The 22641-nt window shown below is 64.8% G+C and carries 20 protein-coding genes and 1 other RNA gene; 18 read left to right on the forward strand and 3 right to left on the reverse strand.

What is annotated here, in order from left to right; translation table 11 throughout:
• Positions 1–119: 119 nt before the first annotated feature.
• From ILT42_RS17925 to ILT42_RS17935, 3 genes are all read right to left on the reverse strand, one after another.
• Positions 120–893, reverse strand: a complete 774-nt coding sequence (locus ILT42_RS17925; RefSeq protein ID WP_204217143.1) for an N-acetylmuramoyl-L-alanine amidase — start codon at positions 891–893, stop codon at positions 120–122.
• A 4-nt stretch (positions 894–897) separates the two neighbouring features.
• Positions 898–1623, reverse strand: a complete 726-nt coding sequence (locus ILT42_RS17930; RefSeq protein ID WP_229428745.1) for a TerB family tellurite resistance protein — start codon at positions 1621–1623, stop codon at positions 898–900.
• Positions 1624–1707: 84 nt separating this feature from the next.
• Positions 1708–1986, reverse strand: coding sequence for a hypothetical protein (locus ILT42_RS17935; RefSeq protein WP_204217145.1), 279 nt, complete (start codon positions 1984–1986; stop codon positions 1708–1710).
• A gap of 466 nt (positions 1987–2452) precedes the next feature.
• Here ILT42_RS17935 and ILT42_RS17940 point away from each other — a divergent pair, with 466 nt between their 5' ends.
• From ILT42_RS17940 to ftsZ, 18 genes are all read left to right on the forward strand, one after another.
• Positions 2453–3139: a lytic transglycosylase domain-containing protein gene (locus ILT42_RS17940; protein ID WP_204217146.1), complete on the forward strand. Its 687-nt coding sequence runs from the start codon at positions 2453–2455 to the stop codon at positions 3137–3139.
• A gap of 50 nt (positions 3140–3189) precedes the next feature.
• Positions 3190–3607: RNase P RNA component class A (gene rnpB, locus ILT42_RS17945), an RNA gene on the forward strand.
• 266 nt (positions 3608–3873) lie between these two features.
• Positions 3874–4371: a division/cell wall cluster transcriptional repressor MraZ gene (gene mraZ, locus ILT42_RS17950; protein ID WP_204217147.1), complete on the forward strand. Its 498-nt coding sequence runs from the start codon at positions 3874–3876 to the stop codon at positions 4369–4371.
• Positions 4368–5414: a 16S rRNA (cytosine(1402)-N(4))-methyltransferase RsmH gene (gene rsmH, locus ILT42_RS17955; protein WP_204217148.1), complete on the forward strand. Its 1047-nt coding sequence runs from the start codon at positions 4368–4370 to the stop codon at positions 5412–5414. Before mraZ ends, rsmH begins: the two co-directional genes overlap by 4 nt.
• Positions 5411–5806, forward strand: coding sequence for a cell division protein FtsL (gene ftsL, locus ILT42_RS17960; RefSeq protein WP_204217149.1), 396 nt, complete (start codon positions 5411–5413; stop codon positions 5804–5806). Before rsmH ends, ftsL begins: the two co-directional genes overlap by 4 nt.
• Positions 5807–5880: 74 nt before the next feature.
• Positions 5881–7575 (forward strand): peptidoglycan D,D-transpeptidase FtsI family protein, encoded by a 1695-nt coding sequence (locus tag ILT42_RS17965; protein ID WP_204217150.1) that lies wholly within the window; start codon positions 5881–5883, stop codon positions 7573–7575.
• Positions 7575–9041 carry a UDP-N-acetylmuramoyl-L-alanyl-D-glutamate--2,6-diaminopimelate ligase gene (locus tag ILT42_RS17970; RefSeq protein ID WP_204217151.1) on the forward strand — a complete coding sequence of 489 codons (1467 nt, stop codon included), beginning with the start codon at positions 7575–7577 and terminating at the stop codon, positions 9039–9041. The genes ILT42_RS17965 and ILT42_RS17970 overlap by 1 nt, the downstream gene beginning before the upstream one ends.
• A complete protein-coding gene (locus tag ILT42_RS17975) occupies positions 9038–10471 on the forward strand; it encodes a UDP-N-acetylmuramoylalanyl-D-glutamyl-2,6-diaminopimelate--D-alanyl-D-alanine ligase (protein WP_204217152.1) in 1434 nt (477 codons plus the stop codon). The genes ILT42_RS17970 and ILT42_RS17975 overlap by 4 nt, the downstream gene beginning before the upstream one ends.
• Before the next feature lie 7 nt (positions 10472–10478).
• Positions 10479–11561, forward strand: coding sequence for a phospho-N-acetylmuramoyl-pentapeptide-transferase (gene mraY / locus ILT42_RS17980; RefSeq protein ID WP_204217153.1), 1083 nt, complete (start codon positions 10479–10481; stop codon positions 11559–11561).
• 4 nt (positions 11562–11565) lie between these two features.
• Positions 11566–12960 (forward strand): UDP-N-acetylmuramoyl-L-alanine--D-glutamate ligase, encoded by a 1395-nt coding sequence (murD, locus tag ILT42_RS17985; RefSeq protein WP_204217154.1) that lies wholly within the window; start codon positions 11566–11568, stop codon positions 12958–12960.
• A 4-nt stretch (positions 12961–12964) separates the two neighbouring features.
• Positions 12965–14092, forward strand: a complete 1128-nt coding sequence (locus tag ILT42_RS17990) for an FtsW/RodA/SpoVE family cell cycle protein (RefSeq protein ID WP_204217155.1) — start codon at positions 12965–12967, stop codon at positions 14090–14092.
• A gap of 1 nt (position 14093) precedes the next feature.
• The gene (gene murG / locus ILT42_RS17995; protein ID WP_204217156.1) at positions 14094–15212 is read left to right on the forward strand and encodes an undecaprenyldiphospho-muramoylpentapeptide beta-N-acetylglucosaminyltransferase; all 1119 of its coding nucleotides are present in this window, start codon (positions 14094–14096) and stop codon (positions 15210–15212) included.
• Positions 15209–16624, forward strand: coding sequence for a UDP-N-acetylmuramate--L-alanine ligase (murC, locus tag ILT42_RS18000; RefSeq protein WP_204217157.1), 1416 nt, complete (start codon positions 15209–15211; stop codon positions 16622–16624). Before murG ends, murC begins: the two co-directional genes overlap by 4 nt.
• Complete coding sequence (murB, locus tag ILT42_RS18005; RefSeq protein WP_324617750.1) at positions 16621–17538, forward strand: UDP-N-acetylmuramate dehydrogenase; 918 nt, start codon at positions 16621–16623, stop codon at positions 17536–17538. Before murC ends, murB begins: the two co-directional genes overlap by 4 nt.
• An 81-nt stretch (positions 17539–17619) precedes the next feature.
• A complete protein-coding gene (locus ILT42_RS18010; RefSeq protein ID WP_204217159.1) occupies positions 17620–18543 on the forward strand; it encodes a D-alanine--D-alanine ligase in 924 nt (307 codons plus the stop codon).
• Positions 18510–19475 carry a cell division protein FtsQ/DivIB gene (locus tag ILT42_RS18015; protein ID WP_204217160.1) on the forward strand — a complete coding sequence of 322 codons (966 nt, stop codon included), beginning with the start codon at positions 18510–18512 and terminating at the stop codon, positions 19473–19475. Before ILT42_RS18010 ends, ILT42_RS18015 begins: the two co-directional genes overlap by 34 nt.
• Positions 19472–20794, forward strand: coding sequence for a cell division protein FtsA (ftsA, locus tag ILT42_RS18020; protein ID WP_204217161.1), 1323 nt, complete (start codon positions 19472–19474; stop codon positions 20792–20794). The genes ILT42_RS18015 and ftsA overlap by 4 nt, the downstream gene beginning before the upstream one ends.
• A gap of 97 nt (positions 20795–20891) precedes the next feature.
• Positions 20892–22619 carry a cell division protein FtsZ gene (gene ftsZ, locus ILT42_RS18025; RefSeq protein WP_204217162.1) on the forward strand — a complete coding sequence of 576 codons (1728 nt, stop codon included), beginning with the start codon at positions 20892–20894 and terminating at the stop codon, positions 22617–22619.
• Positions 22620–22641: the final 22 nt, after the last annotated feature.

Raw genomic sequence — 22641 nt, forward strand, 5'->3', positions numbered from 1 at the left:
TTCCCCTCGCGGGGGAAGGTCACCGCGCAGCGGCGGGATGGGGTGGGAAACACCACGTTCGGAAATGTCGCGTTTCCCACCCCACCATCCTCCCCTCAAGGGGAGGATGGTGGGCAAATCTAAACCGACGGCGGGGCGGGCCGGCTTGCGATCAAGTCGCGCAGCGTCGTAATCGTTGAGGCGTCGGCCACGCCATCGACGCGCTGAGGGCGGAAATGGCGCTGAAACGCCGCGATGACCTTCTCGGTGTCGTCATCGAAGACACCGTTGATCTTCAGGCCGTAGCCGTACATGGCCAGCATGGCCTGGATGGCCTCGACAGGCATCCCCCGGTCGCCGCGTGAGAAAAATCGTCCGTCCTGAACCGGCGCGGGCTTCACCCAATGCCCGACACCCGCCTTGTGAAGCGCCTCCCAGGGAAAGCCCTCTCCCGGGTCCAGCTTGCGCCCCGGAGCAACATCCGAATGGCCGAGCACCCGGTCGGCCGGGATGTGCCAGCGCTCGACGATGTCCTTCGACAGGGCGATCACGCTCTCGATCTGAGCGGTCCCGAAGGGCGGTAGTCCGGCGGGATGTCCGGCATTGGCGATCTCGATGCCGATTGAACAGGAGTTGATGTCGCTTTCGCCGTTCCATTGGGAATGACCGGCATGCCAGGCTCGCCGGGATTCCGGCACCATCTGCAGCACTCGCCCATCCTCGAACACGAAGTAATGCGCGGATACCTGCGACACCGGATTGCAGAGCCATTGCAGCGCCTCGCCCTCGTTCGGCATGCCGGTGTAGTGCAGGACCAACATGGTCGGGCGCTGCCCATCCTTCCGCTCACCATGGTTGGGAGATGGAAAGACCTTGGCGGCAACCGGACTTTCAGGGGACAGCGCGGCGTTCATGGTCCTATCCGGGGCTCCGCTCGGCTTCGATCCGCTCCCAGGCGGTGTTGATCGCCGCCAGGCGCTCCGTGGCGATCCTGACGGCTTCGGCGGGCAGGCCTCGGGCGATCTCCCGGTCAGGGTGATTTTCCGCCACCAGCTTGCGATAATGTCGCTTGAGCGCGTCGTAGCTCATGCCCCGGTCGGCCTTGAGAACGAGATAGGGATCGTCCGCCCAGCGAACGTGCCGGGCCGCGATCCTGTCGAAGGCGATGCCCTCGAAGCCGAAGATACGGGCGATCTCGCGCAGGTAGGAGAATTCGGCCTGATGCACGGCACCGTCGGCTTTGGCGATGTGAAAGAGGCCGTCCAGCACGTCTTCCAGGAGCAGCGGCTCATCCTCGAACAGGTCCCGGATCTGGCGCGCGTAGGCCTCGAAACCGTCCGTCGTGCCCTTCGCTAAGTCGAAGAGTCGTTGGACCTTCCGGTGCTCGTCCGGTGGCACATCGACGATCTGCTCGAAGGCTCGAACCTCCTGATCGACCACGACTCCATCGGACTTCGCCATCTTGGCCGCGAGAGCCACCAGGCCTGTAGTGAAAATCACGTCGCGCGAAGGCGGTCCTAAGAGGGCCCCTTCCCGGTCCAGCAGAAAATGGCCGGCAATGGCGCCTAGAAGGGCCCCGATTGGCCCTCCTAATGCCAGGCCTAGGCCTGCGCCGCCCAACTTGCCCCAAAGAGATGGAATCATCGTGCTTCAGTGGTACGCGCAAGACGAGACAAAAGAAAAGGGCCGAGACGGTGCTCGGCCCTGGAATTTTGTCAGGCGACCAGATTAGCGGCAGTAAACGTTGCCCGCGCGGTCCTGATAGTAGCCATAGGGGCAGGCCGGTTGGGCCGGAGCCGTCGCCGAACCCACGATGGCGCCACCCGCCGCGCCGATGGCAGCACCGGCCAACGCTCCGCCCGCGCGGCCCGTCGCGGCACCACCGATTGCGGCACCCGCGAGGCCGCCGATGGCGGCACCGCCCAAAGCCCGATCCTGGGGCGTATTGCAGGCAGCCAGCGAGAGGGTGAAGACGCCTGCGGCGAAAGCGGAGATGATCTTTTTCATGGAAGCTTCCCTGTTTTCTTGGGCTCTGATCTATCGGGCCTATGGCTGCCCACGCCTGTTTAGCTTGACCTTACGCCCTCGCCAACTCGGGGCTCGTGAAATAGTTCCCAGTTGCCACAAGGGAACGTATAGGCGCTAAGCTGAACAGCAAATCCAATTCGTTAGACTTGAAGCCAGAGATTAGTAAGACTCCGCGCTTGATAAGCTTGGCCGTTCCGCTAGTTCGGATTGTGGCGGGGACCGTCACATCTTTGCCTTATTGTCGCGAGACCCAACACGCATTCGTGATCGAGACTGAGGGAGCAGCCGTTTGACCTGGGAACATCTGAAGCGGGCCGCTCTCGGGGCAGGGATTTGTTTATTTTCCCTAAATTTCTCTAATTTGGCCCATGCTGAAGGCGGTGAGGGACCGAGCGTCATCATCGAGCATGAGCGCCAAGCCGTCGCTGAGGAAACCAGCGAAGATTTGAAGCTGAGGTCCGACGAGGCTCCCGCCGAAGCGGTCGAAGACGCGAAGCCTTCCAGGGCGAAAGGCAAGTCGGCAGCCAGGGTTGAAGCCGGATCGGATGAAACCGCAGGCGACACCAAGGCGAAGGCCGCCAAAAAGCCGAAGGACGGACCCCAGACGACCGCCGCCAAGCCCTCGAAGGATCGATCCGAGGACGCCGGCGCGGAAGGCTCAAGCCTCTCGCAGGCAGAGCGAACCGACGAGGTGGCATCGACGGAGGATGAGAGGCCGTCGAGCGCCAAGGGAGCAAAGATAGCGGCTGCCGCGGCCGCAACTGGGTTGCAGGTCTTGGTTCAGCGATACGCCTCCCAGAACAACATCCCTTATCCTCTGGCCGATGCGATCATCCGGATCGAAAGCCGCTACAACGCAGGCGCTCGCAATGGGCCGCATATGGGCCTCACGCAAATTCACACCGCCACGGCCCGCTCGTTAGGCTACACCGGCGAGGCGGCCGGTTTGCTCGATGCTGAGACGAACCTGCGTTACGGCCTGAAGTATCTCGCCACGGCCTACAAGCTCGCCGGCGGCGACACCTGCGGCACGATCCTGCGGTACCAGGCCGGCCACAGAGCCGAGACCATGACGGCGGCGGCGCGCAAGTACTGCGCCAGGGTCAAGATCATCACGGCCGGAGCAGAGTAGGGCGCCCGCGGGCTTGACGCGGTCCCCGCTTTTGCACCACATCCCGGATGTCAGCCGGCCGGGCGGCCGCTCCAAGTTCGCTTTCACGGTGCACTTGGGGAGGAAAGTCCGGGCTCCATGGAAGCACGGTGCCGGATAACGTCCGGCGGGGGACGACCCCAGGGACAGTGCCACAGAAAGCAGACCGCCCCGTGGGAGCGGGAGCCCTTCGGGCTTCCGATCTCGGGGCAAGGGTGAAAGGGTGCGGTAAGAGCGCACCGCGGGCGCAGCGATGCGGCCGGCATGGTAAACCCCACCGGGAGCAAAACCGAATAGGGACGACAGGCCACCGGCCAAGCCTGTTTCCAGGCTCGTCGTCCGGGTTGGTTGCTAGAGGCGGTCGGCAACGACCGTCCCAGACGAATGGCCGCCACGTCCGAGGTCACGCCTCGGGCCTTACAGAACCCGGCTTATAGGCCGGCTGACACCTTATCCACAGGCACACAATTGTGCGTGGCAACGTCGAAATCGTTGCCGCGCTTACGGTTCGTTAACCACAAATCATTCTCATGGGACAGGTGTGCACAGCACCGTTCCCACAGCCCCGCTTCGTTGACGCCCATACTGTCCCATGATATCCCAAATCATCCCGTCAACGATGCCTCGCGAGGAGGCGCTGGCATCCGCGAAGGGAAGCGGCGGACCCGCGCGGTCTACCGCTGGGCTGACAATCAGGAGCGTACGAGCAGCGGCCCATGCATCGCTTCGTGTCCAATTTCACGAACAAGTTGGACTCGAAGGGACGGGTCTCGATCCCAGCGACGTTTCGAGCGGTTCTAGCGCGCGACGGGTTCGAGGGCTTGTACGTTCATCCGGCACTCGACGCTCCGGCGTTGGACGCCGGTGGCAACGTGCTCCTGAACGAGATCGATGCGTTCCTGTCGACGTTGTCGCCCTATTCGGACGAGCGGGATCAACTCTCCACGGCCTTGTTCGGCACGAGCGAGATCCTCAAGGTCGATCCGGAGGGGCGGGTCATCCTGACCGAGTCAGTGAAAGTTCATGCCGGGATCGCGGACAGCGTGACGTTCGTCGGTCTTGGCAACAAGTTCCAGATCTGGGAGCCGGAGCGTTTTCGTGTGCACTTGGAGGAGGCGCGCATGAAGGTGCGAGACCTGAAGAAGGTTTTGGGAGCCCGAATTTTGGAGCCGAACACGATGCAGCACATCCCACCAGGAGGGCGGGGACAATGACGGAACGCGGCGACGGCCAGGCCGGAGCCGCTGGCGGACCTTCCCGTCACGTTCCCGTGCTCCTGGGGGAAGTCTGCGCGGCGCTCGACGTGAAGCGCGGCGGCCTCTTCGTCGATGGGACTTTCGGCGCCGGCGGTTATACCCGCGCCATCATCGACGCCCATCCCAAGAACAGCGTCATCGCCATCGACCGCGACCCGAACGCCATCGCGGCCGGGGAGGCGTTGGTGGCGCGCTTGAAGCGTCGCCTGATCCTCGTGCCGGGCCGGTTCGGTGACCTCGACGCCGTCGTGTCGGCCCAGGGTTTCGACACCGTCGAAGGCGTCGTACTGGACATCGGCGTCTCGTCGATGCAGCTCGACGAGGCCGCGCGCGGGTTCTCTTTCCGTCATGACGGACCCCTGGACATGCGGATGGAGCAGAGCGGACCGAGCGCCGCCGACTTCGTCAACGATGCGTCCGAGGCCGAACTTGCGGATATCTTCTACCATTACGGCGAGGAGCGTCGGGCCCGCGCCGTGGCGCGCTCCATCATTGAGGTGCGCCGTCGCAGTCGCATCGAAACGACTCGTCAGCTTGCGGATCTCGTCGCATCGATCATCCGCCAGGAGCCTAATGGCGTGCATCCGGCGACGCGCGTTTTTCAGGGCCTTCGCATCGCGGTCAACGACGAGCTCGGGGAGCTCGTGCGGGCTCTTCACGCGGCGGAGCAGGTGCTCTCGCCCGGAGGACGGCTCGTCGTCGTGACCTTCCACTCCCTCGAGGACCGGATCGTCAAGCAGTTCTTCGCAACTCGCACCGGGCGTGTCAGCGCCGGATCCAGACACATGCCGAGCGTCGCGCAGGCCGAACCGAGCTTCGAAGCCATTACACGAGGACCGATTGCTCCCACCGATCAGGAGACCGCGCGCAATCCGCGCGCAAGGTCGGCGAAGTTGCGCGCCGCCGCCCGCACGTCCGCTCCTGCTCAAGAGCACATGGACGCCTTGACCATGCTGGCGGAACTGCCGCGCACGGCTGACAAACGCGGAGGCCAGAGATGATTCGTTTCCTGCACATGATCGCGATCACGGCGTTGATCGCATCGGCCGTGTATGCGTACTCGATCAAATACGAGACGCTGTTCTATTCGGAGCAGGTCGCGAAGCTGCGCTCGAAGGTTCAAAGGGAGCGGGATGCCATCGCTGTGCTTCAGGCCGAGTGGCAGTATCTCAACCGTCCCGATCGTCTCCAGGCGGCGGCGGACCAGCATCTCGACCTGCAGCCCCTGAAAATCCAGCAACTGGCGCGCCTGTCGGATCTTCCGAATCGCCCCGCCCGCGAAGACGAGATCGGACGTAAGCTCGAAGCCCTCGGACTCCTCGCTCCGACGTCGACGCCCAGGGACAAGAGCGCCGATGCCCGCACGCCGGCCACGCAAACTCCAAGACGGTGACGCCCTTGCATAACGAGTTCGGACCTGAAGCGCCCGCAGCGCCCCCCGCACCGAAACGCGGTTTGTTCACCCATGTGCGCGAGCTATTCCGCCTTCGGGTGGACAAGAGCACCGCTCGCGTGGGGCTCGTGGCCGTCTGTTTCACAGGCCTATTCGCCACCATCGGAGGCCGTCTCGCCTATCTTGCGGTGACGAGCGACAACACCAGCGAAGTGCGCCGCACGGCTTCTTCGGAAATTTCCGCAGCACGTCCCGATATCGTTGACCGCAACGGTCAGGTTCTGGCGACCGACGTCAAGACGGTGTCCGTTTTCGCTGAACCGCGCAACATCATCGACAAGGATGAAGCCGTCGAGTTGCTGACGGCCGTCCTGCCGGACCTCGATGCGCGCGATCTTCGCGAGAAGCTCGGCACCAAAAAGGGCTTCGTCTGGGTCAAGCGCGAGATCACCCCCAAGCAGCAGGCGGAAGTGCACCGCCTCGGCATTCCGGGCGTCGGCTTCCTGCCTGAGAACAAGCGGGTCTATCCGAACGGAACCGCCGCCGCTCACGTGCTCGGCTTTGCCAATATCGACAATGTCGGCATCGCCGGCATGGAGAAATACATCGACAGCATGGGGCTTCAGGACCTCAACGGCGCCGGCTTCAACATCTCGGCGTCCGACCTGAAGCCGATCCAGCTGTCTCTCGATCTGCGCGTTCAGCACGCCCTGCGCGACGAACTCGAAAAGGGCATGGCCAAGTTCAAGGCGAAGGCGACCGCCGGCGCCATCCTGGACGTGAATACGGGCGAGATCATCGCCCTCGTGTCGCTCCCGGATTTCGATCCGAACAATCCCGTCGACGCTCTCGAGAACGATCGAATCAACCGCATAAATGTGGGCGTGTTCGAAATGGGCTCGACCTTCAAGGCGCTGACCGTGGCGATGGCGCTGGACTCGGGCAAGTTCAACATCAACTCGACCCTTGATGCCCGATCAGGCCTACGTTACGGCCGCTTCACCATCGGCGATTACCACCCGACCCGCCGCGTGCTGACCGTGCCGGAAGTCTTCATCCACTCGTCCAACATCGGCACGGCCCGGATGGCGCTGGGAATCGGCGTCGACGGTCACAAAGCCTTCCTGCGCAAGATGGGTCAGCTAACCCGACTCAAGACGGAGTTGCCCGAAAACGCCGAGCCGATCGTTCCCCCGCGCTGGGGCGAACTGAACACCATGACCATCGCCTTCGGGCATGGTCTCGCCGTCGCGCCGCTTCAGGCGCTCTCGGCGGTTGGCGCTCTCGTCAATGGTGGCATTCTCATGACGCCGACCTTCGTCAAGCGGGACGTGGAGACGGCGCGAGCCAATGCGCTTCAGGTTCTCAAGCCTGAGACCAGCGAAGCGATGCGCTACGTGCTGCGCCTCAATGCGTCGAACCCGGCTGGATCGGCGTCCTCCGCGGCGATCGCCGGCTTCTTCGTCGGCGGCAAGACGGGAACGGCCGAGAAGGTCATCAACGGCCGCTATTCGAAGAACAAAAACTTCACCACGTTCACGGCCGTGGTGCCCGCCGACAAGCCGCGCTACGTCTTCCTGACCATCATGGACGAGCCGCAGGCCATCGAAGGCACTTACGGCTTCTCGACGGCAGGCTGGAACGCGGCGCCGATTACGGGCAACATCGTCGAACGGGTCGCACCGCTTCTCGGTGTCCCGCCACGCTTCGAGCCGCCGGCCCAGCCCTTCCCGCTGATGGCGCGCATGAACGCCTGGGGTATCCGCTGATGTCGCAGGCGATGACGCTCCGCGATCTTTTGCCCGACGCCGGAAGTGTGTCGGACGCGTCCCCGGAGGTCACTTCGATCACTGCCGACAGCCGTAAGGTCGCCGCCGGCGCACTCTTCGTGGCCGTTCCGGGCACGAAGGCGGACGGCATGAGCTTCGTGTCGCAAGCCGTGGCGGCAGGCGCGGTTGCGATCCTCGGCGAGTCCGAGCGTCCGGTCGATCTGCCCCGGGCCGTGGCCTATGTTCGAACGAAGGATGTTCGGAAGGCGCTGTCCTTCGCGGCTTCGCGCTTCCATCCCGGTCAACCTGACAAGACCGTCGCCGTCACGGGCACCAGCGGCAAGAGTTCGGTGGCCGATTTCGCGCGCCAGCTCTTCGCGACCCTGGGATATAAATCCGCCAGCCTGGGCACGCTGGGCGTGATCACGTCGGACGGTGCGGCTTACGGATCGCTCACGACCCCGGACCCCGTCACCCTGCACAAGACTCTCGAGCAACTCACTGAAGACGGTGTCACGCGGCTCGCCATGGAAGCGTCCTCGCACGGCATCGATCAGCGGCGTCTAGACGGGGTGAAGCTCGCGGCTGCCGGCTTCACCAATCTTGGGCGGGACCACCTGGACTACCACAATACGACCGAAGCCTATGCGGCCGCCAAGCTCAGGCTCTTCGATACGCTTCTGGACGAAAACGCTCCTGCGGTGGTGAACGCGGACGGTCCGTTCGCGGACGTTTTCCTGAGCGCCATCCGCCGCCGTGGCCTGAAGCTTCTGACAACGGGCCAACGGGGCGAGAGCCTGCGCCTCACCGGATCGGCGAATGCCGGGTTCAGCCAAACGCTCGAAGTGGAGGCCTTCGGCCGCTCCCTGACGGCCGAGCTGCCTCTGCCTGGTACGTTTCAGGTCGAGAACGCGCTGGTGGCCGCCGGTCTCGTGCTGGCCGTGGAAGGCGAGGACCGAGCAGCAGAGGTTCTGGCGGGGTTTTCCGGTCTCAAAGGTGTCGCCGGCCGGCTGGAGCGGGTCGGCGAGGTCGATGGTGCTTTGTGCATTGTTGACTACGCGCATAAACCGGATGCCCTATCCCACGTTCTCGACGCCCTGCGCCCCTTCACGCCGGGCCGCCTCATCTGCGTCTTCGGCTGCGGCGGCGACCGGGACCGAGGCAAGCGGGCCATCATGGGCCGGATCGCGAGTGAGAAGGCGGACGTCGTGATCGTCACGGACGATAATCCTCGCAGCGAAGAGCCGGCCGCGATCCGCGCCGAGATCATGGAGGCCGCGGCAGGCGCCCGGGAAATCGGCGACAGGGCCGAGGCTATCCGTACCGCCGTGGGCGAACTGGGGCCGGGAGATGTCCTGATCGTCGCGGGCAAGGGTCATGAAACGGGCCAAATCATCGGCGACCGGACCCTGCCGTTCTCCGACCAGGACGAGGTTCGGGCGGCGATTGCGGAGAGGCAGGGATGAAAACGCCCCTATGGACCCAAGACGAGATCGTGACGGCGACGGGCGGTGAGATCGGAGCGGAAGTCGCGCAGGCGACCGGTGCATCCATCGATACCCGAACCCTGAACCCGGGCGATCTCTACTTCGCCATCAAAGGCGATGTGCATGACGGCCACGCCTTTGTGGCGGCCGCCCTCGACAAAGGCGCTCCGGCCGCTGTGGTCTCGTCCGCCTGGGCTCAGGGTCAGGCGAGCCGTGACAAACTCGTCGTGGTCCCGGACGTTCTGGAAGCCATGAGCCAGTTGGGTCGCGCCGCCCGGGCGCGCACGGATGCACGGATCGTCGCCATTACGGGGTCCGTGGGCAAGACCGGCACCAAAGAAGCCATGCGTCTGGCGTTCTCCCGCCTCGGCCAGGTGCACGCCTCGGTGGCGTCGTACAACAATCACTGGGGTGTGCCTCTGACCCTGGCGCGGACGCCCCGGGAGACCGAATACGGCATCTACGAGATCGGCATGAACCATTCCGGGGAAATTCTTCCTCTGACGGGAATGGTTCGGCCGCACGTGGCGGTCATCACCACGGTCGAACCGGTCCATATCGAATTTTTTCCCTCCATCTGGGGGATTGCCGACGCCAAGGGAGAGATTTTTTCCGGCATCGCGCCGGGCGGCGTGGCGGTCATCACCCGCGACAGCCCCTATTTCGAACGCTTGAAGGCCCATGCCTTGGCATCGGATGCCGGAAGGATCATTACGTTCGGCGAGCACGAGAGCGCGGATGTGCGGGCGCTCCGCATCGTGGCGAGGCCGGACGGCACCATGGTCGACGCACAGGTTTTCGGCCGGCCGATCACGTATCGCATCGGAACGCCGGGACGCCACATCGCGCTGAACTCCCTCAGCGTTCTGGCGACGGCATTCGCCCTGGGCGCCGACCTCGGCGTGACGGCTCAGGCCATGGCCGAACTGAAACCTCCGGTCGGACGCGGCGAGCGCACGATTCTGTCGCTTTCCGGCGGCGAGGCCCTGCTCATCGACGAGAGCTACAATGCCAACCCGGCCTCGATGCGCGCGGCGCTGGCCAATCTCGGCGCGGTCGAACTGGAAGGCCAGGGAAGACGGATCGCGGTTCTGGGCGACATGCGCGAGCTGGGCGAAGCCGGGCCGGGCCTCCACGAAGGGCTCGCGGAGGCCGTGACGGCCAACAAGGTGGACTTGGTTTTCGCTGCCGGATCCCTAATGGAGCGTCTGACGAGGACGCTGCCGCAGGACATGGTCGCCCAACAGGCGGAGCGCTCCGCCGATCTCGTCGAAAGTGTTTGCGCGGCTGTCCGGCCTGGCGATGCCGTGATGGTCAAGGGCTCGCTCAGCATGCAGATGGCGCTGGTGGTCAAAGCCCTCAAAGAACGCTATGGCGCGCGCGGATCCGCGCAGACGCTCAAAGGATAATGGTCTTATGTTGACGTTTCTGGCTGATTTCAGCCCCTATTTCAGCCCCCTCAACGTTTTCCGGTACATCACGTTCCGCACCGGCGCCGCCACCGCGACCGGGCTTCTCTTCGTGTTCCTGTTCGGCCCCTGGATGATCTCGCTCCTGCGCCTGCGGCAGGGCAAGGGACAACCCATTCGCGAGGACGGGCCGCAATCGCACCTGACGAAAAGAGGCACGCCCACCATGGGTGGTCTCATGATCCTGGCGGGCGTGCTCGTGAGCACGCTGCTTTGGGCGAACCTTGAGAATGCATATGTCTGGGTCGTCATCTTCGTGACACTGGGCTTCGGCAGCATCGGGTTCTATGACGACTATCTGAAAGTCACGAAGCAGTCCCACAAGGGCTTCTCCGGCAAGTCTCGCCTGGCCATCGAGGCGCTCATCGCAGCCGCGGCCTGCATCGCCATCGCCTATATCTCGGCGCCGGGCCTCTCCAACAAGCTGGCGCTGCCGTTTTCCAAGGAATTGCTGTTCAACCTCGGCTGGTTCTACGTCGTCTTCGCTGGTTTCGTGATCGTGGGTGCGGGCAACGCGGTGAACATCACGGACGGGCTCGATGGGCTCGCGATCGTGCCGGTGATGATCGCGGCCGGTACGTTCGGGTTCATCGCCTACCTCGCCGGCAACGCGGTCTTTGCGAACTATCTCCAAATCCACTTCGTGCCGGGCACCGGCGAGTTGGCGGTGGTGTGCGGGGCCCTCATGGGCGCTGGCCTCGGCTTCCTGTGGTTCAACGCGCCGCCCGCCCAGATCTTCATGGGCGATACGGGCTCGCTGGCGTTGGGTGGCCTCCTCGGCACCATCGCGGTGGCGACGAAGCACGAGATCGTGCTGGCCATCGTGGGCGGGCTGTTCGTGCTCGAGATCTTCTCGGTCATCATCCAGGTCACATCCTTCAAGCTCACGGGTAAGCGCGTGTTCAAGATGGCGCCGATCCATCACCATTTCGAGCAGCTCGGCTGGACCGAGCCACAGGTGGTAATCCGGTTCTGGATCGTGTCCGTCGTGCTCGCGATCCTGGGCCTTGCGACCCTCAAGCTGCGGTGAGCCCATGACGCCCGCCACCACATTCGCAGGACGCACGGTCGCGCTCTTCGGTCTTGGAGGATCGGGCCTCGCGACGGCGCTCGCCCTCAAGGAAGGCGGAGCGCAGGTGGTGGCCTGCGACGACAATCCGGCCAAGATGGCGGAGGCCGCGGCCCGGGGCATCGAGACCGCGGATTTGCGGACGGCTGACTGGTCGCGTTTTGCCGCATTGCTGCTCTCACCCGGTGTTCCCCTCACGCATCCCGAGCCGCATTGGTCGGCGAAGCTGGCGAAAGAGGCCGGAATCGAAATCATCGGCGACATCGAGCTGTTCTGCCGTGAGCGGGCGAAGCTCGCGCCTAACGCGCCTTTCATCGCGATCACGGGCACCAACGGCAAATCGACCACGACAGCCCTCGTCGCCCACATCCTGCGAGCGGCAGGTCATGATGTTCAGATGGGCGGCAATATTGGTACGGCCATTCTGTCGCTGGAGCTGCCGTCCGAGGATCGCATTCACGTCATCGAATGTTCCTCCTTTCAGATCGATCTCGCGCCGTCTCTGGCTCCGAGCATCGGCGTGCAGCTTAACGTTTCTCCAGATCATCTCGACCGGCACGGCACCATTGCCGAGTACGCAGCCATCAAGGAGCGATTGGTGGCAAAGGCCGATAAGGCGATTATCGGTGTGGACGACGACATAGACCGGGCCATGGTCGCGCGGCTGAGCGGCGGCAAAAGAACCATTGTTCGCGTCGGGCTGACAGACCACGCTGCGGGAAGCGTCTACGCCGAGGGCGGCCGGATCGTCTCACACCTTGAAGGTGAGCCGCGACGGATCGCCGATCTATCCGGTGTCGGCTCCCTGAGGGGGGACCACAACGCTCAAAATGCGGCCGCGGCCGTTGCTGTCGCGCTTCTGTCCGGCGTCGAAGCGGCTACAATTCAGAGTGCCCTGCGCAGTTTCCCCGGTCTTCCCCACCGCATGGAGGAGATCGGACAAAGCGGCAAAACGTTGTTCATCAACGATTCCAAGGCCACGAACGCAGATTCTACCGAGAAGGCCCTCAAATCCTTCGACAACATCTTTTGGATCCTGGGCGGCAAAGCGAAAGAAGGCGGCATCACGACGCTACGGTCGTACTTCCCGCAAATCCGCAAGGCGTATCTGATCGGCGCGTCATCCGAAGAGTTCGCGAAGACCCTTGAGGGCGAGGTACCTTACGCCCTTTGCTCGACTCTCGATCGCGCCGTAGAGCAGGCGGCTCACGATGCCGCTGCAAGCGATGCTGCCGCAGTGGTGCTGCTTTCGCCCGCCTGCGCATCGTACGACCAGTATCCGAATTACGAAATGCGCGGGAATCATTTCCGCGAACTGGTCCGGGCCTTGCCCGGCATCAACCCCACGATGGGAGCCTAAGGCCATGGTGTCACGCGCGGAACGCTCTCCCCTCGGCGATTGGTGGTGGACCGTCGACCGGACCCTTCTGGCGGCGCTCGCGGCCCTGATGGTGGCCGGACTCGTCTTTCTCATGGCGGGCGGCCCACCGGTCGCGGAGCGCCTGAACCTCTCGACCTTCCATTTCGTGAGCCGTCAGGCGCTCTTCCTGGCGCCGACCATCGCCATCCTGATCTTCGTCTCGTTTCTGTCTCTTCGCCACATCCGGCGCCTCGCCCTCGCGGTTTACGCGGTCGGGATGGCTCTAGTGCTCCTCGCATTCCAGTTCGGTCCCGAGATCAAGGGCGCGCATCGATGGATCATGCTGGCGGGCATCGGCATCCAGCCCTCCGAGTTCGTAAAGCCGGCCTTCGTGGTCATCGCCGCTTGGGCCTTCTCGGAGGGCGCCAAGCGCAAGGACATGCCGGGCGCGCTGCTGGCTTTCCTGATCCTTCCCGCCACCATCATTCCGCTGGTCATGCAGCCGGATTTCGGCCAGACGATGCTCATCACGATCGTCTGGTGCGGCCTCTTCTTCGTCGCCGGGCTACATTGGTTCTGGGTCGCGGGTCTCGGAGGCGCCGGCATGCTCGGCATCGTGGCCGCCTACGAATTCCTGCCGCATGTGCGCTCGCGGTTCGAGCGGTTCCTCGACAAGTCCTCGGGAGACACGTTCCAGGTCGACACCGCGATGGAGTCCTTCGCCCGTGGCGGCTGGCTCGGCCGCGGGCCGGGGGAGGGCACGGTCAAGCGCATTCTGCCCGACGCCCACACGGACTTCATCTTCTCGGTGACGGCGGAGGAGTTCGGTATCGTGGTCTGCATGGCCGTGCTGGTGATCTTCGCCTTCATCGTGCTGAGAGGCCTGTCGCTCGCCCGCAAGAACGAGGATACGTTCTGCCGCCTCGCCACCACCGGCCTGATCCTCATGTTCGGGCTTCAGGCGTGCATCAACATGATGGTGAACGTCCACCTCATGCCGGCGAAGGGAATGACCTTGCCCTTCATCTCCTATGGCGGCTCCTCGCTGCTGTCGCTGGCTTTGGGCATGGGCTTCCTCATCGCGCTGACCCGCAAGCGCCCCAGGGCTGAGATGATGGACCGGTTCAACTAAGATGACCGCTCCCTTGATCCTCCTCACGGCCGGCGGCACCGGCGGCCATCTTTTTCCGGCCGAGGCGCTGGCCAATGCCTTGAAAGACGTAGGGGCCCGGGTCGCGCTCGTCACGGATAAGCGGGCCAACGCCTATGCGGGCTCGTTTCCGGCCGAGGAAATCATCGAGATCCCGTCCGCGACGCCGTCGGGACGCTCCATACCGCAGATGGCCAAGGCCGGGCTATTGCTGGCGAAGGGTACGGCGCAGGCCGTTCCGGTCCTCCGGCGGCTGAGACCCGCCGTCGTGGTGGGATTTGGAGGATATCCGACGGTTCCGCCGGTGATCGCGGCCTCGCTGCTCGGCATTCCGACAGCCATCCACGAGGCCAACGGCGTTCTGGGCCGCGCCAACAGGCTGCTCGCCCGACGCGCGTCCCTGATCGCGACGGGCTTCACGGTCACGAAGGGAATCCCGGAGGGTGTCCGGGGCGAGGTTAGCCACACGGGAAACCCCATCCGCCCGATGGTCATGACGGCGGCAGCGACCGCCTACCCGAACCTGTCGCAGGGCGGCCCGATCCGGCTTCTCGCCTTCGGGGGAAGCCAGGGCGCGCGGGTGATGAGCGATGTGGTGCCCGCGTCCATCCAGATGCTGCCGGATGAGGTCCGGTCGCGTGTGATGGTGTGCCAGCAAGCGCGCATGGAGGATCTGGACCGGGTCCGGGCGATCTATCGCGGCCTGCATGTCGCATGTGAAGTCGAGCCCTTTTTCAAGGACCTGCCGCAGCGGATCGCGGATTCCCACCTCGTCGTGTCGCGCTCGGGGGCCTCGACGGTGGCCGAACTCTCCGTGATCGGGCGGCCCTCCATCCTCGTGCCGCTGCCGGGCTCCCTCGACCAGGATCAGGCGGCCAATGCCAGGACCCTGGAGGAGATCGGGGCTGCCATCGTTCTTCCACAAGCCGAGTTTACCCCTGAGCGCCTCGCCCGGGAGATCCAGGATCTCTTCGGCACCCCTGAGCGTTTGACACGCGCCGCTTCCGCCGCCAAGAGCGCCGGCATCACCGATGCCGCGCAGCGTCTGGCCCAGGCTGTCCTGAAGCTGGCCTCCACCTACAAGAATGGAACCAAAGCATGAAACTGCCTCCGAAGCTCGGACCCATCCACTTCATCGGAATCGGGGGCATCGGCATGTCCGGCATCGCTGAGGTGATGCACAATCTCGGCTACACGGTGCAGGGCTCGGACGCCGCCGACAACTACAACGTCAAGCGGCTCGAGGAGAAGGGCATCAAGACCTTCATCGGCCACAAGGCCGAGAACGTGGACCAGGCCGAGATCGTGGTGGTCTCCACCGCCATCAAACGCGACAACCCGGAACTGGCCGCCGCCCGCGAGCGGCGCCTGCCGGTGGTCCGCCGGGCCGAGATGCTGGCCGAGCTGATGCGGTTCAAGTCCTGCGTGGCGGTTGCCGGAACCCACGGCAAGACCACGACGACCTCTCTCGTGGCAACCCTGCTCGATGCGGGCGGGCTCGATCCGACGGTGATCAACGGCGGCATCATCAACGCCTACGGCACGAATGCCCGCATGGGCGACGGCCAGTGGATGGTGGTGGAGGCGGACGAATCGGACGGAACGTTCCTTAAGCTCCCCGCTGACGTTGCCATCGTCACCAATATCGATGCCGAGCATCTCGATCATTTCGGAACGTTCGACGCGATCAAGGATGCCTTTCACTCCTTCATCAACTCGATCCCGTTCTACGGCTTCGCGGTCATGTGCATTGATCATCCGACCGTCCAGGACCTCGTGGGCCGCATCGAGGACCGCCGCATCATCACCTACGGCGAGAACCCGCAAGCCGATGTGCGCATCATGGATGTCGATCCGCGCGGCGGGCAAACCAAGTTCCGCGTGATGATCCGCGACCGGCGTCCGGGCTTCCGGCTCGAGCTGGAAGATCTCGTCCTGCCCATGCCGGGCGCGCACAACGCCCTCAATGCCACAGCGGCCATCGCGGTAGCCCATGAACTCGGCGTCTCCCCGGATGCGATCCGCAAGGCGCTTGCTGGGTTTGGCGGTGTCAAGCGGCGCTTCACGCGCACGGGCGAGTGGAACGGCGTGACGGTCTTCGACGATTACGGCCATCACCCCGTCGAGATCGCGGCCGTTCTGAAAGCCGCTCGCGCGGCGACGGACGGACAGGTCATCGCGGTCGTGCAGCCGCATCGCTACACGCGCCTGCATTCGCTGTTCGATCAGTTCTGCACCTGCTTCAACGACGCCGACTCGGTGATCGTCGCGCCGGTTTATGCGGCGGGCGAGCAGCCGGTTCCCGGCGCCGACCGCGACGGCCTCGTGTCCGGCCTCAAGGCGCGAGGCCACCGCAACGCCATGGCGCTGGAGAAGTCCGAGGATCTCGCCGGAATGATCAAGGGCATCGCGAAGCCCGGCGATTACGTGCTCTGTCTCGGCGCGGGCAACATCACCCAATGGGCCTACGCGCTGCCAGGCGAACTCGAGGCGCTGGGCGACAAGGCGGCGTGATGTTTCCGGACATCCTGCCTGGCCTGAAGGCTTCCATGCCCGACCTGCGCGGCTCCCTGGAGGCCAATGCTTCGACGGTGCCGCTCTCGTGGTTTCGCACCGGCGGTCCGGCCCAGGCCCTCTACACGCCGGCCGACGAAGGCGATCTCTCGTACTTCCTTGCGAGGCTGTCTCCGGAGATCCCGGTCCTCGTCGTCGGCCTCGGCTCGAACCTGCTGATTCGCGACGGCGGATGGGAAGGCGTTGTGATCCGTCTCGGCAAAGCCTTCGCCGAGGTAACGGTCGAGCCCGGCCATCGCATTCGCGCCGGGGCCGGCGCCCCCGACGTGAAGGTCGCCCGCGCGGCGGCGGAGGCCGGGATCGCCGGCCTGTCCTTCCTGCGCGGCATTCCCGGCGCCATCGGAGGCGCGCTTCGCATGAATGGCGGCGCCTATGGCGGGGAGACGAAGGACGTGCTCGTGGAGGCGAGGGGCGTGCGGCGCACTGGCGAACCCGTCGTTTATACCAATGCCGAAATGGGCTTCACCTACCGCCACTGCGACATTCCGGACGACGTCGTCTTCACGCAGGCCCTGCTCGCGGGAGAACCGGGCGATCCCGCTGCGATCCTGGCCGAGATGAACGCCATTACCGAGGCCCGTTCGTCCACCCAGCCGGTGAATACCCGGACGGGCGGCTCGACCTTCAAGAACCCGCCCGGCCGGAAAGCTTGGCTGCTCGTGGATCAGGCAGGCTGCCGCGGCTTGCGAATCGGCGATGCCCAGGTTTCCGAACTGCACTGCAACTTCCTCATCAACCACGGGACGGCCACCGCCACCGAAATCGAGCGTCTCGGCGAGGAGGTCCGGCGCCGCGTCCGCGAGACGACGGGTGTCGAATTGGAGTGGGAAATTAAAAGAGTGGGAAGGGCTTAAGGCCTTCTTTAACGCTTCGCGGCATCATCGCCGCACCTTGGATGGCCCATTGCCGTCCCGCATCCGATCGGAGCTGAAAACATGGCCAAACACGTCGCGGTTCTCTATGGCGGCTGGTCGGCGGAACGGGAAGTGAGCCTGGCGTCCGGTCGTGCCTGCTGGAAAGCGTTGGAAGAGCAGGGCTACAAGGTCACGCCCATCGACGTTCAGCCCGACATCGCCACCGTTCTCCAGGCCGTGGCGCCCGATGTGGTCTTCAACGGCCTTCACGGACCGATCGGCGAGGACGGAACGATCCAGGGACTGCTGGAGCTGTTAAGGATTCCGTACACCCATTCGGGCGTTCTGGCCTCCGCGCTCGCCATGCAGAAGGACCGGGCGAAGGTGATCATGAAGGCGGCGGGCGTTTCCGTGCCCAACGGCGTGGTGGTTAACAGATCGGAAGCGGCCAAGAGCCACGTGCTGCCGGCCCCCTACGTCATCAAACCCGTGAACGAGGGCTCGTCCAAAGGCGTCATCATCGTCCGGGAGGACCGTTCGCACCCGCCGCAGGAACTGCTGCGCGAGGATTGGGCCTTCGGCGAGCAAGTCCTTGTGGAATCATATGTTGCGGGCCGGGAACTGACCTGCGCCGTCATGGGCGACAGGGCGCTCGGGGTCATCGATATCCGCCCCGCCACGGGGGTGTTCTACGATTATGACGCAAAGTACGCCAAGGGAGGCTCCATTCATGTCCTTCCGGCAGAAATTAAACCGAATATTTACCAAAAGGTCCAAGAGTTGGCGTTAACGGCGCATCAAGCGCTCGGCTGTCGGGGAATCAGCCGTGCCGATCTTCGGTACGACGATACCCCCGGGGGGACGGGAGATCTCGTCGTCCTGGAGGTTAACACCCAACCCGGCATGACCGAGACGAGCTTGGTGCCAGAACTGGCAGCCCATGCGGGCTATACGTTTGGCGAGCTTGTGCAATGGATGGTGGAGGACGCTACCTGCAACAGATGACGGCCTATCAGGCCGACGTCGCAGTTGCGCGTCCCGCCCGCAAGCGGGCCTATCACTCCAAGGCTCTCAACTTTTTCGGCCTGTCGACCCGCGGGCGCCGTGATTCGGTCTCGGTGCCCCTGGCGCGTCGCTTGCCCCGTTTCCTCGGCACGGGCCTGACCCTCGGGTTCTTCAGCGCCGTGACCTTCGTGGGTCTCTGGCAGGGCGGCCATCTCGACGATTTCATCCAGCAGCACGGCGAGCCCCATCACGCGCTCGCTCGCGTCGTCGGCCTCGGCCTGGAGAAGGTTACGATCTCCGGCATCTCCCAGATGAAGGAGGCCGAGGTCCTCAACGCAGCGGGCCTCAACGACAAGGTCTCGCTGGCTTTCCTCGATGTGGGCGACGTGCGCCAGCGGCTCGAGAACGTGCCGATGGTCAAAAGCGCTTCCGTGCGCAAACTCTATCCGAACGAACTCACGATCACCCTGACGGAGCGCGAGCCCTACGCGATCTGGCAGCATGACGGCGAGTTGTTCATCATCGCGCAGGACGGGACCGTGATCGACCTGATGCAGGACGAGCGGCTCGTGGACCTGCCTTTCGTGGTGGGCGACCACGCCAATGCCCGCACCAAGGAATATCTCGCGCTCCTCGAAGCCGCAGGCCCCCTGAAGGCCCGCATCCGCGCCGGCTCGCTGGTGGCCGGACGCCGGTGGACTCTCAAGATGGACAACGGCATGGACGTGCGCCTGCCGGAACTCGGCGCCAAGGAAGCCGTGGCGCGCCTGGCGGTCCTCGAGCGCGAGCAGAAGATTCTCGAAAAGGACGTTCTGGCGATCGACCTGCGGATGCCCGACAGGGTGGTCGTGCGCCTGACCGAAGAGGCTGCGTCGGCACGCGCCGACGCGATGAAGAAGAAACCGATGCGCGGCAAGGGGATTGATACATGAGTGTCTCAGGTCATGGTCTAACACCGCGCCTGAAGCCGCTATCCGCGCGCAAGAGTGCCATCCTGTCCGTCCTGGACATCGGCACCAGCAAGGTCGTGTGCGTTGTCGCCGAGCTCAAGCCGGTGGACGAGATCGAATCCCTGCGCGGCCGCACCCATCTGGCGCGCATCCTCGGGATCGGACACCAGCGCTCCGTCGGCCTCAAGGGCGGCGTCATCGTCGACCTCGAAGCCGCCGAGGCGTCGATCCGCCAGGCGGTGCATGCGGCCGAACGCATGGCGAAGGTCGAGATCCAGTCCGTGATCGTGAACCTCACGGGCGGCCGTCTGGGATCGGAGCATTTCGAAGCCCATGTGCCCGTGCGCGGCGCAGTCGGAGCAAGCGACGTGCACCGCGTGCTCGATGCCGCATCCAACCATGACCTGCGCCGCAACCGCGCCGTTCTGCATGCCCTGCCGACCGGGTTTTCGCTGGACAGCCAGCACAACATCGTCGAGCCGGCAGGCATGATCGGCGAGAAGCTCGGCGTGGATCTGCACGTGGTTACGACCGAAGCCGCGGCCGCGCGCAACCTGATGCTCGCCGTCGAGCGCTGCCATCTGGGAGTCGAAGCCGTGATCTCGACGCCTTACGCGTCAGGTCTCTCGGCTCTCGTCGACGATGAAGCCGACATGGGATGCGCGGTCGTCGACATGGGTGGCGGCACCACGAGCGTCGGCGTATTCGCCAATGGACATCTGGTTCACACCGATGCTATCGCGGTCGGCGGATACCATGTCACCATGGACATCGCGCGGGGTCTCACGACCCGCGTTTCAGCCGCGGAGCGTCTTAAGACGCTTTACGGCTCGGCCATTTCGTCGAGCTCCGACGACCGCGACATGATCGCGGTCCCGCAGGTCGACGAGGATGAGCGCGACATCCCCAATCACCTGCCGAAATCTCATCTCGTGCGGATCATCAAGCCGCGCGTGGAGGAGATTCTCGAACTCGTGCGCGACCGTTTGCGGAGCGCGGGATTTGCGGCGCAGGCCGGGCGGCGCGTCGTTCTGACGGGCGGCGCGAGCCAGCTCGTCGGCCTGCCCGAGACGGCACGGCGCATCCTGCAGGGGCAGGTGCGCGTCGGGCGTCCGCTCGGCATCAAGGGTTTGCCGGAAGCCGCCAAGGGGCCGGCCTTCTCGGCAGTGGTCGGCTTGCTGGTCTACCCGCAGGTCGCTCAGATCGAGTATTTCGAGCCGCGCTCCAACGGCTTGTTTCAGGGTACGGGAACCGACGGCTACTTCTCACGGGTGGGCCGCTGGATTCGCGAGAGTTTCTAATGCGTAAGCGGTGGAGCGGCGGCCACCGTTGAGTTCAAATCAACCAAGGATCAAGCGTCGGCCAGGCGCTTTCGATAAAAGAGGCCAAGAGGCAACAATGGCGATCAATCTGCAAGCTCCGGACATCCGGGAACTCAAGCCCCACATCACGGTCTTCGGCGTCGGCGGCGCTGGCGGCAACGCTGTGAACAACATGATCGAGTGTGGCCTGGAAGGCGTGGAGTTCGTGGTCTCGAACACCGATGCCCAGGCGCTCACCTCCTCGAAGGCCCAGCGCGTCATCCAGATGGGCATCCAGGTGACGGAAGGCCTCGGCGCGGGCTCGCAGCCGGAAGTCGGCCGTGCCGCCGCCGAAGAGGTGATCGACGAGATCCGCGACCAGCTCGCCGGCTCGCACATGGTGTTCATCACGGCCGGCATGGGCGGCGGCACCGGCACGGGTGCGGCTCCGGTGGTGGCCCGCGCGGCTCGCGAACTCGGTATACTGACTGTCGGCGTCGTCACGAAGCCGTTCCAGTTCGAGGGCGTGCGCCGCATGAAGCTGGCCGAGGCCGGCATCGCAGACCTGCAGCAATCGGTCGATACGCTCATCGTCATCCCGAACCAGAACCTTTTCCGCGTCGCCACCGAGAAGACGACGTTCGCGGACGCCTTCGCGATGGCTGACCAAGTGCTTTACTCGGGCGTGGCCTGCATCACCGACCTGATGGTGAAGGAAGGTCTCATCAACCTCGACTTCGCCGACGTGCGCTCCGTCATGCGCGGCATGGGCAAGGCCATGATGGGCACGGGCGAGGCCTCCGGCGAGAAGCGCGCCATCCGGGCCGCCGAAGCCGCCATCGCCAACCCGCTCCTGGACGACGTCTCCATGAAGGGCGCCCGCGGCCTGCTGATCTCCATCACGGGCGGCAACGACCTCACCCTCTACGAGCTCGACGAAGCCGCCACTCGAATCCGCGAGGAAGTGGACCAGGACGCCAACATCATCCTGGGCGCTACCTTCGATGAGACCCTGGAAGGCATCATCCGCGTGTCGGTGGTCGCCACCGGCATCGATCAGGCCCTCATCGCCAATGGCGGCGAGCTGTCCTCCACCGAGCAGCGAATCGCCGAGGTCGCCGAGCGCCTGCGCGCCGAGGCCCGGGCCCGGGTCTCCCAGACACAGGCGGTGCCCACCTTTCGCGCCGCCACTCAGCCCGAGCCGGTAGCCCAGCAGATCGTCCAGCCCGCTCCGGTGCACGCACCGGTCCATGCTGCCCCCCTGCACCATGCCATGGCGGCCGTCGAGGCTCCCCGGGCCGAGTCGATGCAGCAGGCTCTGGTCCGTGACGACGTGGTCCTGACCCCGTCCGCGCCGAAGCAGGCTGTGGCCTACGAGGCGCCCGCTCCGCAGGCGCCCGCCTATCACGAGGAGCTGCCGCAGGCCGCCTTCATACCGCCCCAGGCGGACCGCGCCGTCCGGCCCGCCCGGATGCCGCGCATCGACGAGCTGCCGGTTCCGGCCCAGAACCAGATCCGCGCCATGCAAGGCGAGCAGCCGGTTCATGACTCCAAGCGCATGTCCCTGCTCCAGCGCCTGACCACCGTCGGCTTCGGCCGCCGGGAGGATGCCGCTCCGGCTCCGGTCGAGGCTCCGGCCCAGCGCCAGCCCGAAGCTCGGCCGTCCGCCGCCTCCGTTCATGCCCAGTACGCCCGGCGTCAGCCCGTCCCGCAGGCCCACCCGGCCCAGGGTCAGCTGGACCAGGGACGCATGGCGCCGGCGCCCCGGCAGTCGGAGGACGATCAGCTGGAGATTCCGGCGTTCCTGCGCCGCCAGGCCAACTAACCTCGCGGCAACTCCCGGCCGA

The organism is Microvirga pudoricolor, from assembly GCF_016892705.1.
GTDB classification, from domain to species: Bacteria; Pseudomonadota; Alphaproteobacteria; order Rhizobiales; family Beijerinckiaceae; genus Microvirga; species Microvirga pudoricolor.

What these genes read in the sequence shown, in the direction of transcription:
- ILT42_RS17925 (WP_204217143.1), bottom strand. Translation starts at nt 893, where the DNA reads ATGAACGCCGCGCTGTCCCCTGAAAGTCCGGTTGCCGCCAAGGTCTTT.
- ILT42_RS17930 (WP_229428745.1), bottom strand. Translation starts at nt 1,623, where the DNA reads ATGATTCCATCTCTTTGGGGCAAGTTGGGCGGCGCAGGCCTAGGCCTG.
- ILT42_RS17935 (WP_204217145.1), bottom strand. Translation starts at nt 1,986, where the DNA reads ATGAAAAAGATCATCTCCGCTTTCGCCGCAGGCGTCTTCACCCTCTCG.
- mraZ (WP_204217147.1), top strand. Translation starts at nt 3,874, where the DNA reads ATGCATCGCTTCGTGTCCAATTTCACGAACAAGTTGGACTCGAAGGGA.
- rsmH (WP_204217148.1), top strand. Translation starts at nt 4,368, where the DNA reads ATGACGGAACGCGGCGACGGCCAGGCCGGAGCCGCTGGCGGACCTTCC.
- ftsL (WP_204217149.1), top strand. Translation starts at nt 5,411, where the DNA reads ATGATTCGTTTCCTGCACATGATCGCGATCACGGCGTTGATCGCATCG.
- ILT42_RS17970 (WP_204217151.1), top strand. Translation starts at nt 7,575, where the DNA reads ATGTCGCAGGCGATGACGCTCCGCGATCTTTTGCCCGACGCCGGAAGT.
- ILT42_RS17975 (WP_204217152.1), top strand. Translation starts at nt 9,038, where the DNA reads ATGAAAACGCCCCTATGGACCCAAGACGAGATCGTGACGGCGACGGGC.
- mraY (WP_204217153.1), top strand. Translation starts at nt 10,479, where the DNA reads ATGTTGACGTTTCTGGCTGATTTCAGCCCCTATTTCAGCCCCCTCAAC.
- murD (WP_204217154.1), top strand. Translation starts at nt 11,566, where the DNA reads ATGACGCCCGCCACCACATTCGCAGGACGCACGGTCGCGCTCTTCGGT.
- ILT42_RS17990 (WP_204217155.1), top strand. Translation starts at nt 12,965, where the DNA reads ATGGTGTCACGCGCGGAACGCTCTCCCCTCGGCGATTGGTGGTGGACC.
- murG (WP_204217156.1), top strand. Translation starts at nt 14,094, where the DNA reads ATGACCGCTCCCTTGATCCTCCTCACGGCCGGCGGCACCGGCGGCCAT.
- murC (WP_204217157.1), top strand. Translation starts at nt 15,209, where the DNA reads ATGAAACTGCCTCCGAAGCTCGGACCCATCCACTTCATCGGAATCGGG.
- ILT42_RS18010 (WP_204217159.1), top strand. Translation starts at nt 17,620, where the DNA reads ATGGCCAAACACGTCGCGGTTCTCTATGGCGGCTGGTCGGCGGAACGG.
- ILT42_RS18015 (WP_204217160.1), top strand. Translation starts at nt 18,510, where the DNA reads ATGGATGGTGGAGGACGCTACCTGCAACAGATGACGGCCTATCAGGCC.
- ftsA (WP_204217161.1), top strand. Translation starts at nt 19,472, where the DNA reads ATGAGTGTCTCAGGTCATGGTCTAACACCGCGCCTGAAGCCGCTATCC.
- ftsZ (WP_204217162.1), top strand. Translation starts at nt 20,892, where the DNA reads ATGGCGATCAATCTGCAAGCTCCGGACATCCGGGAACTCAAGCCCCAC.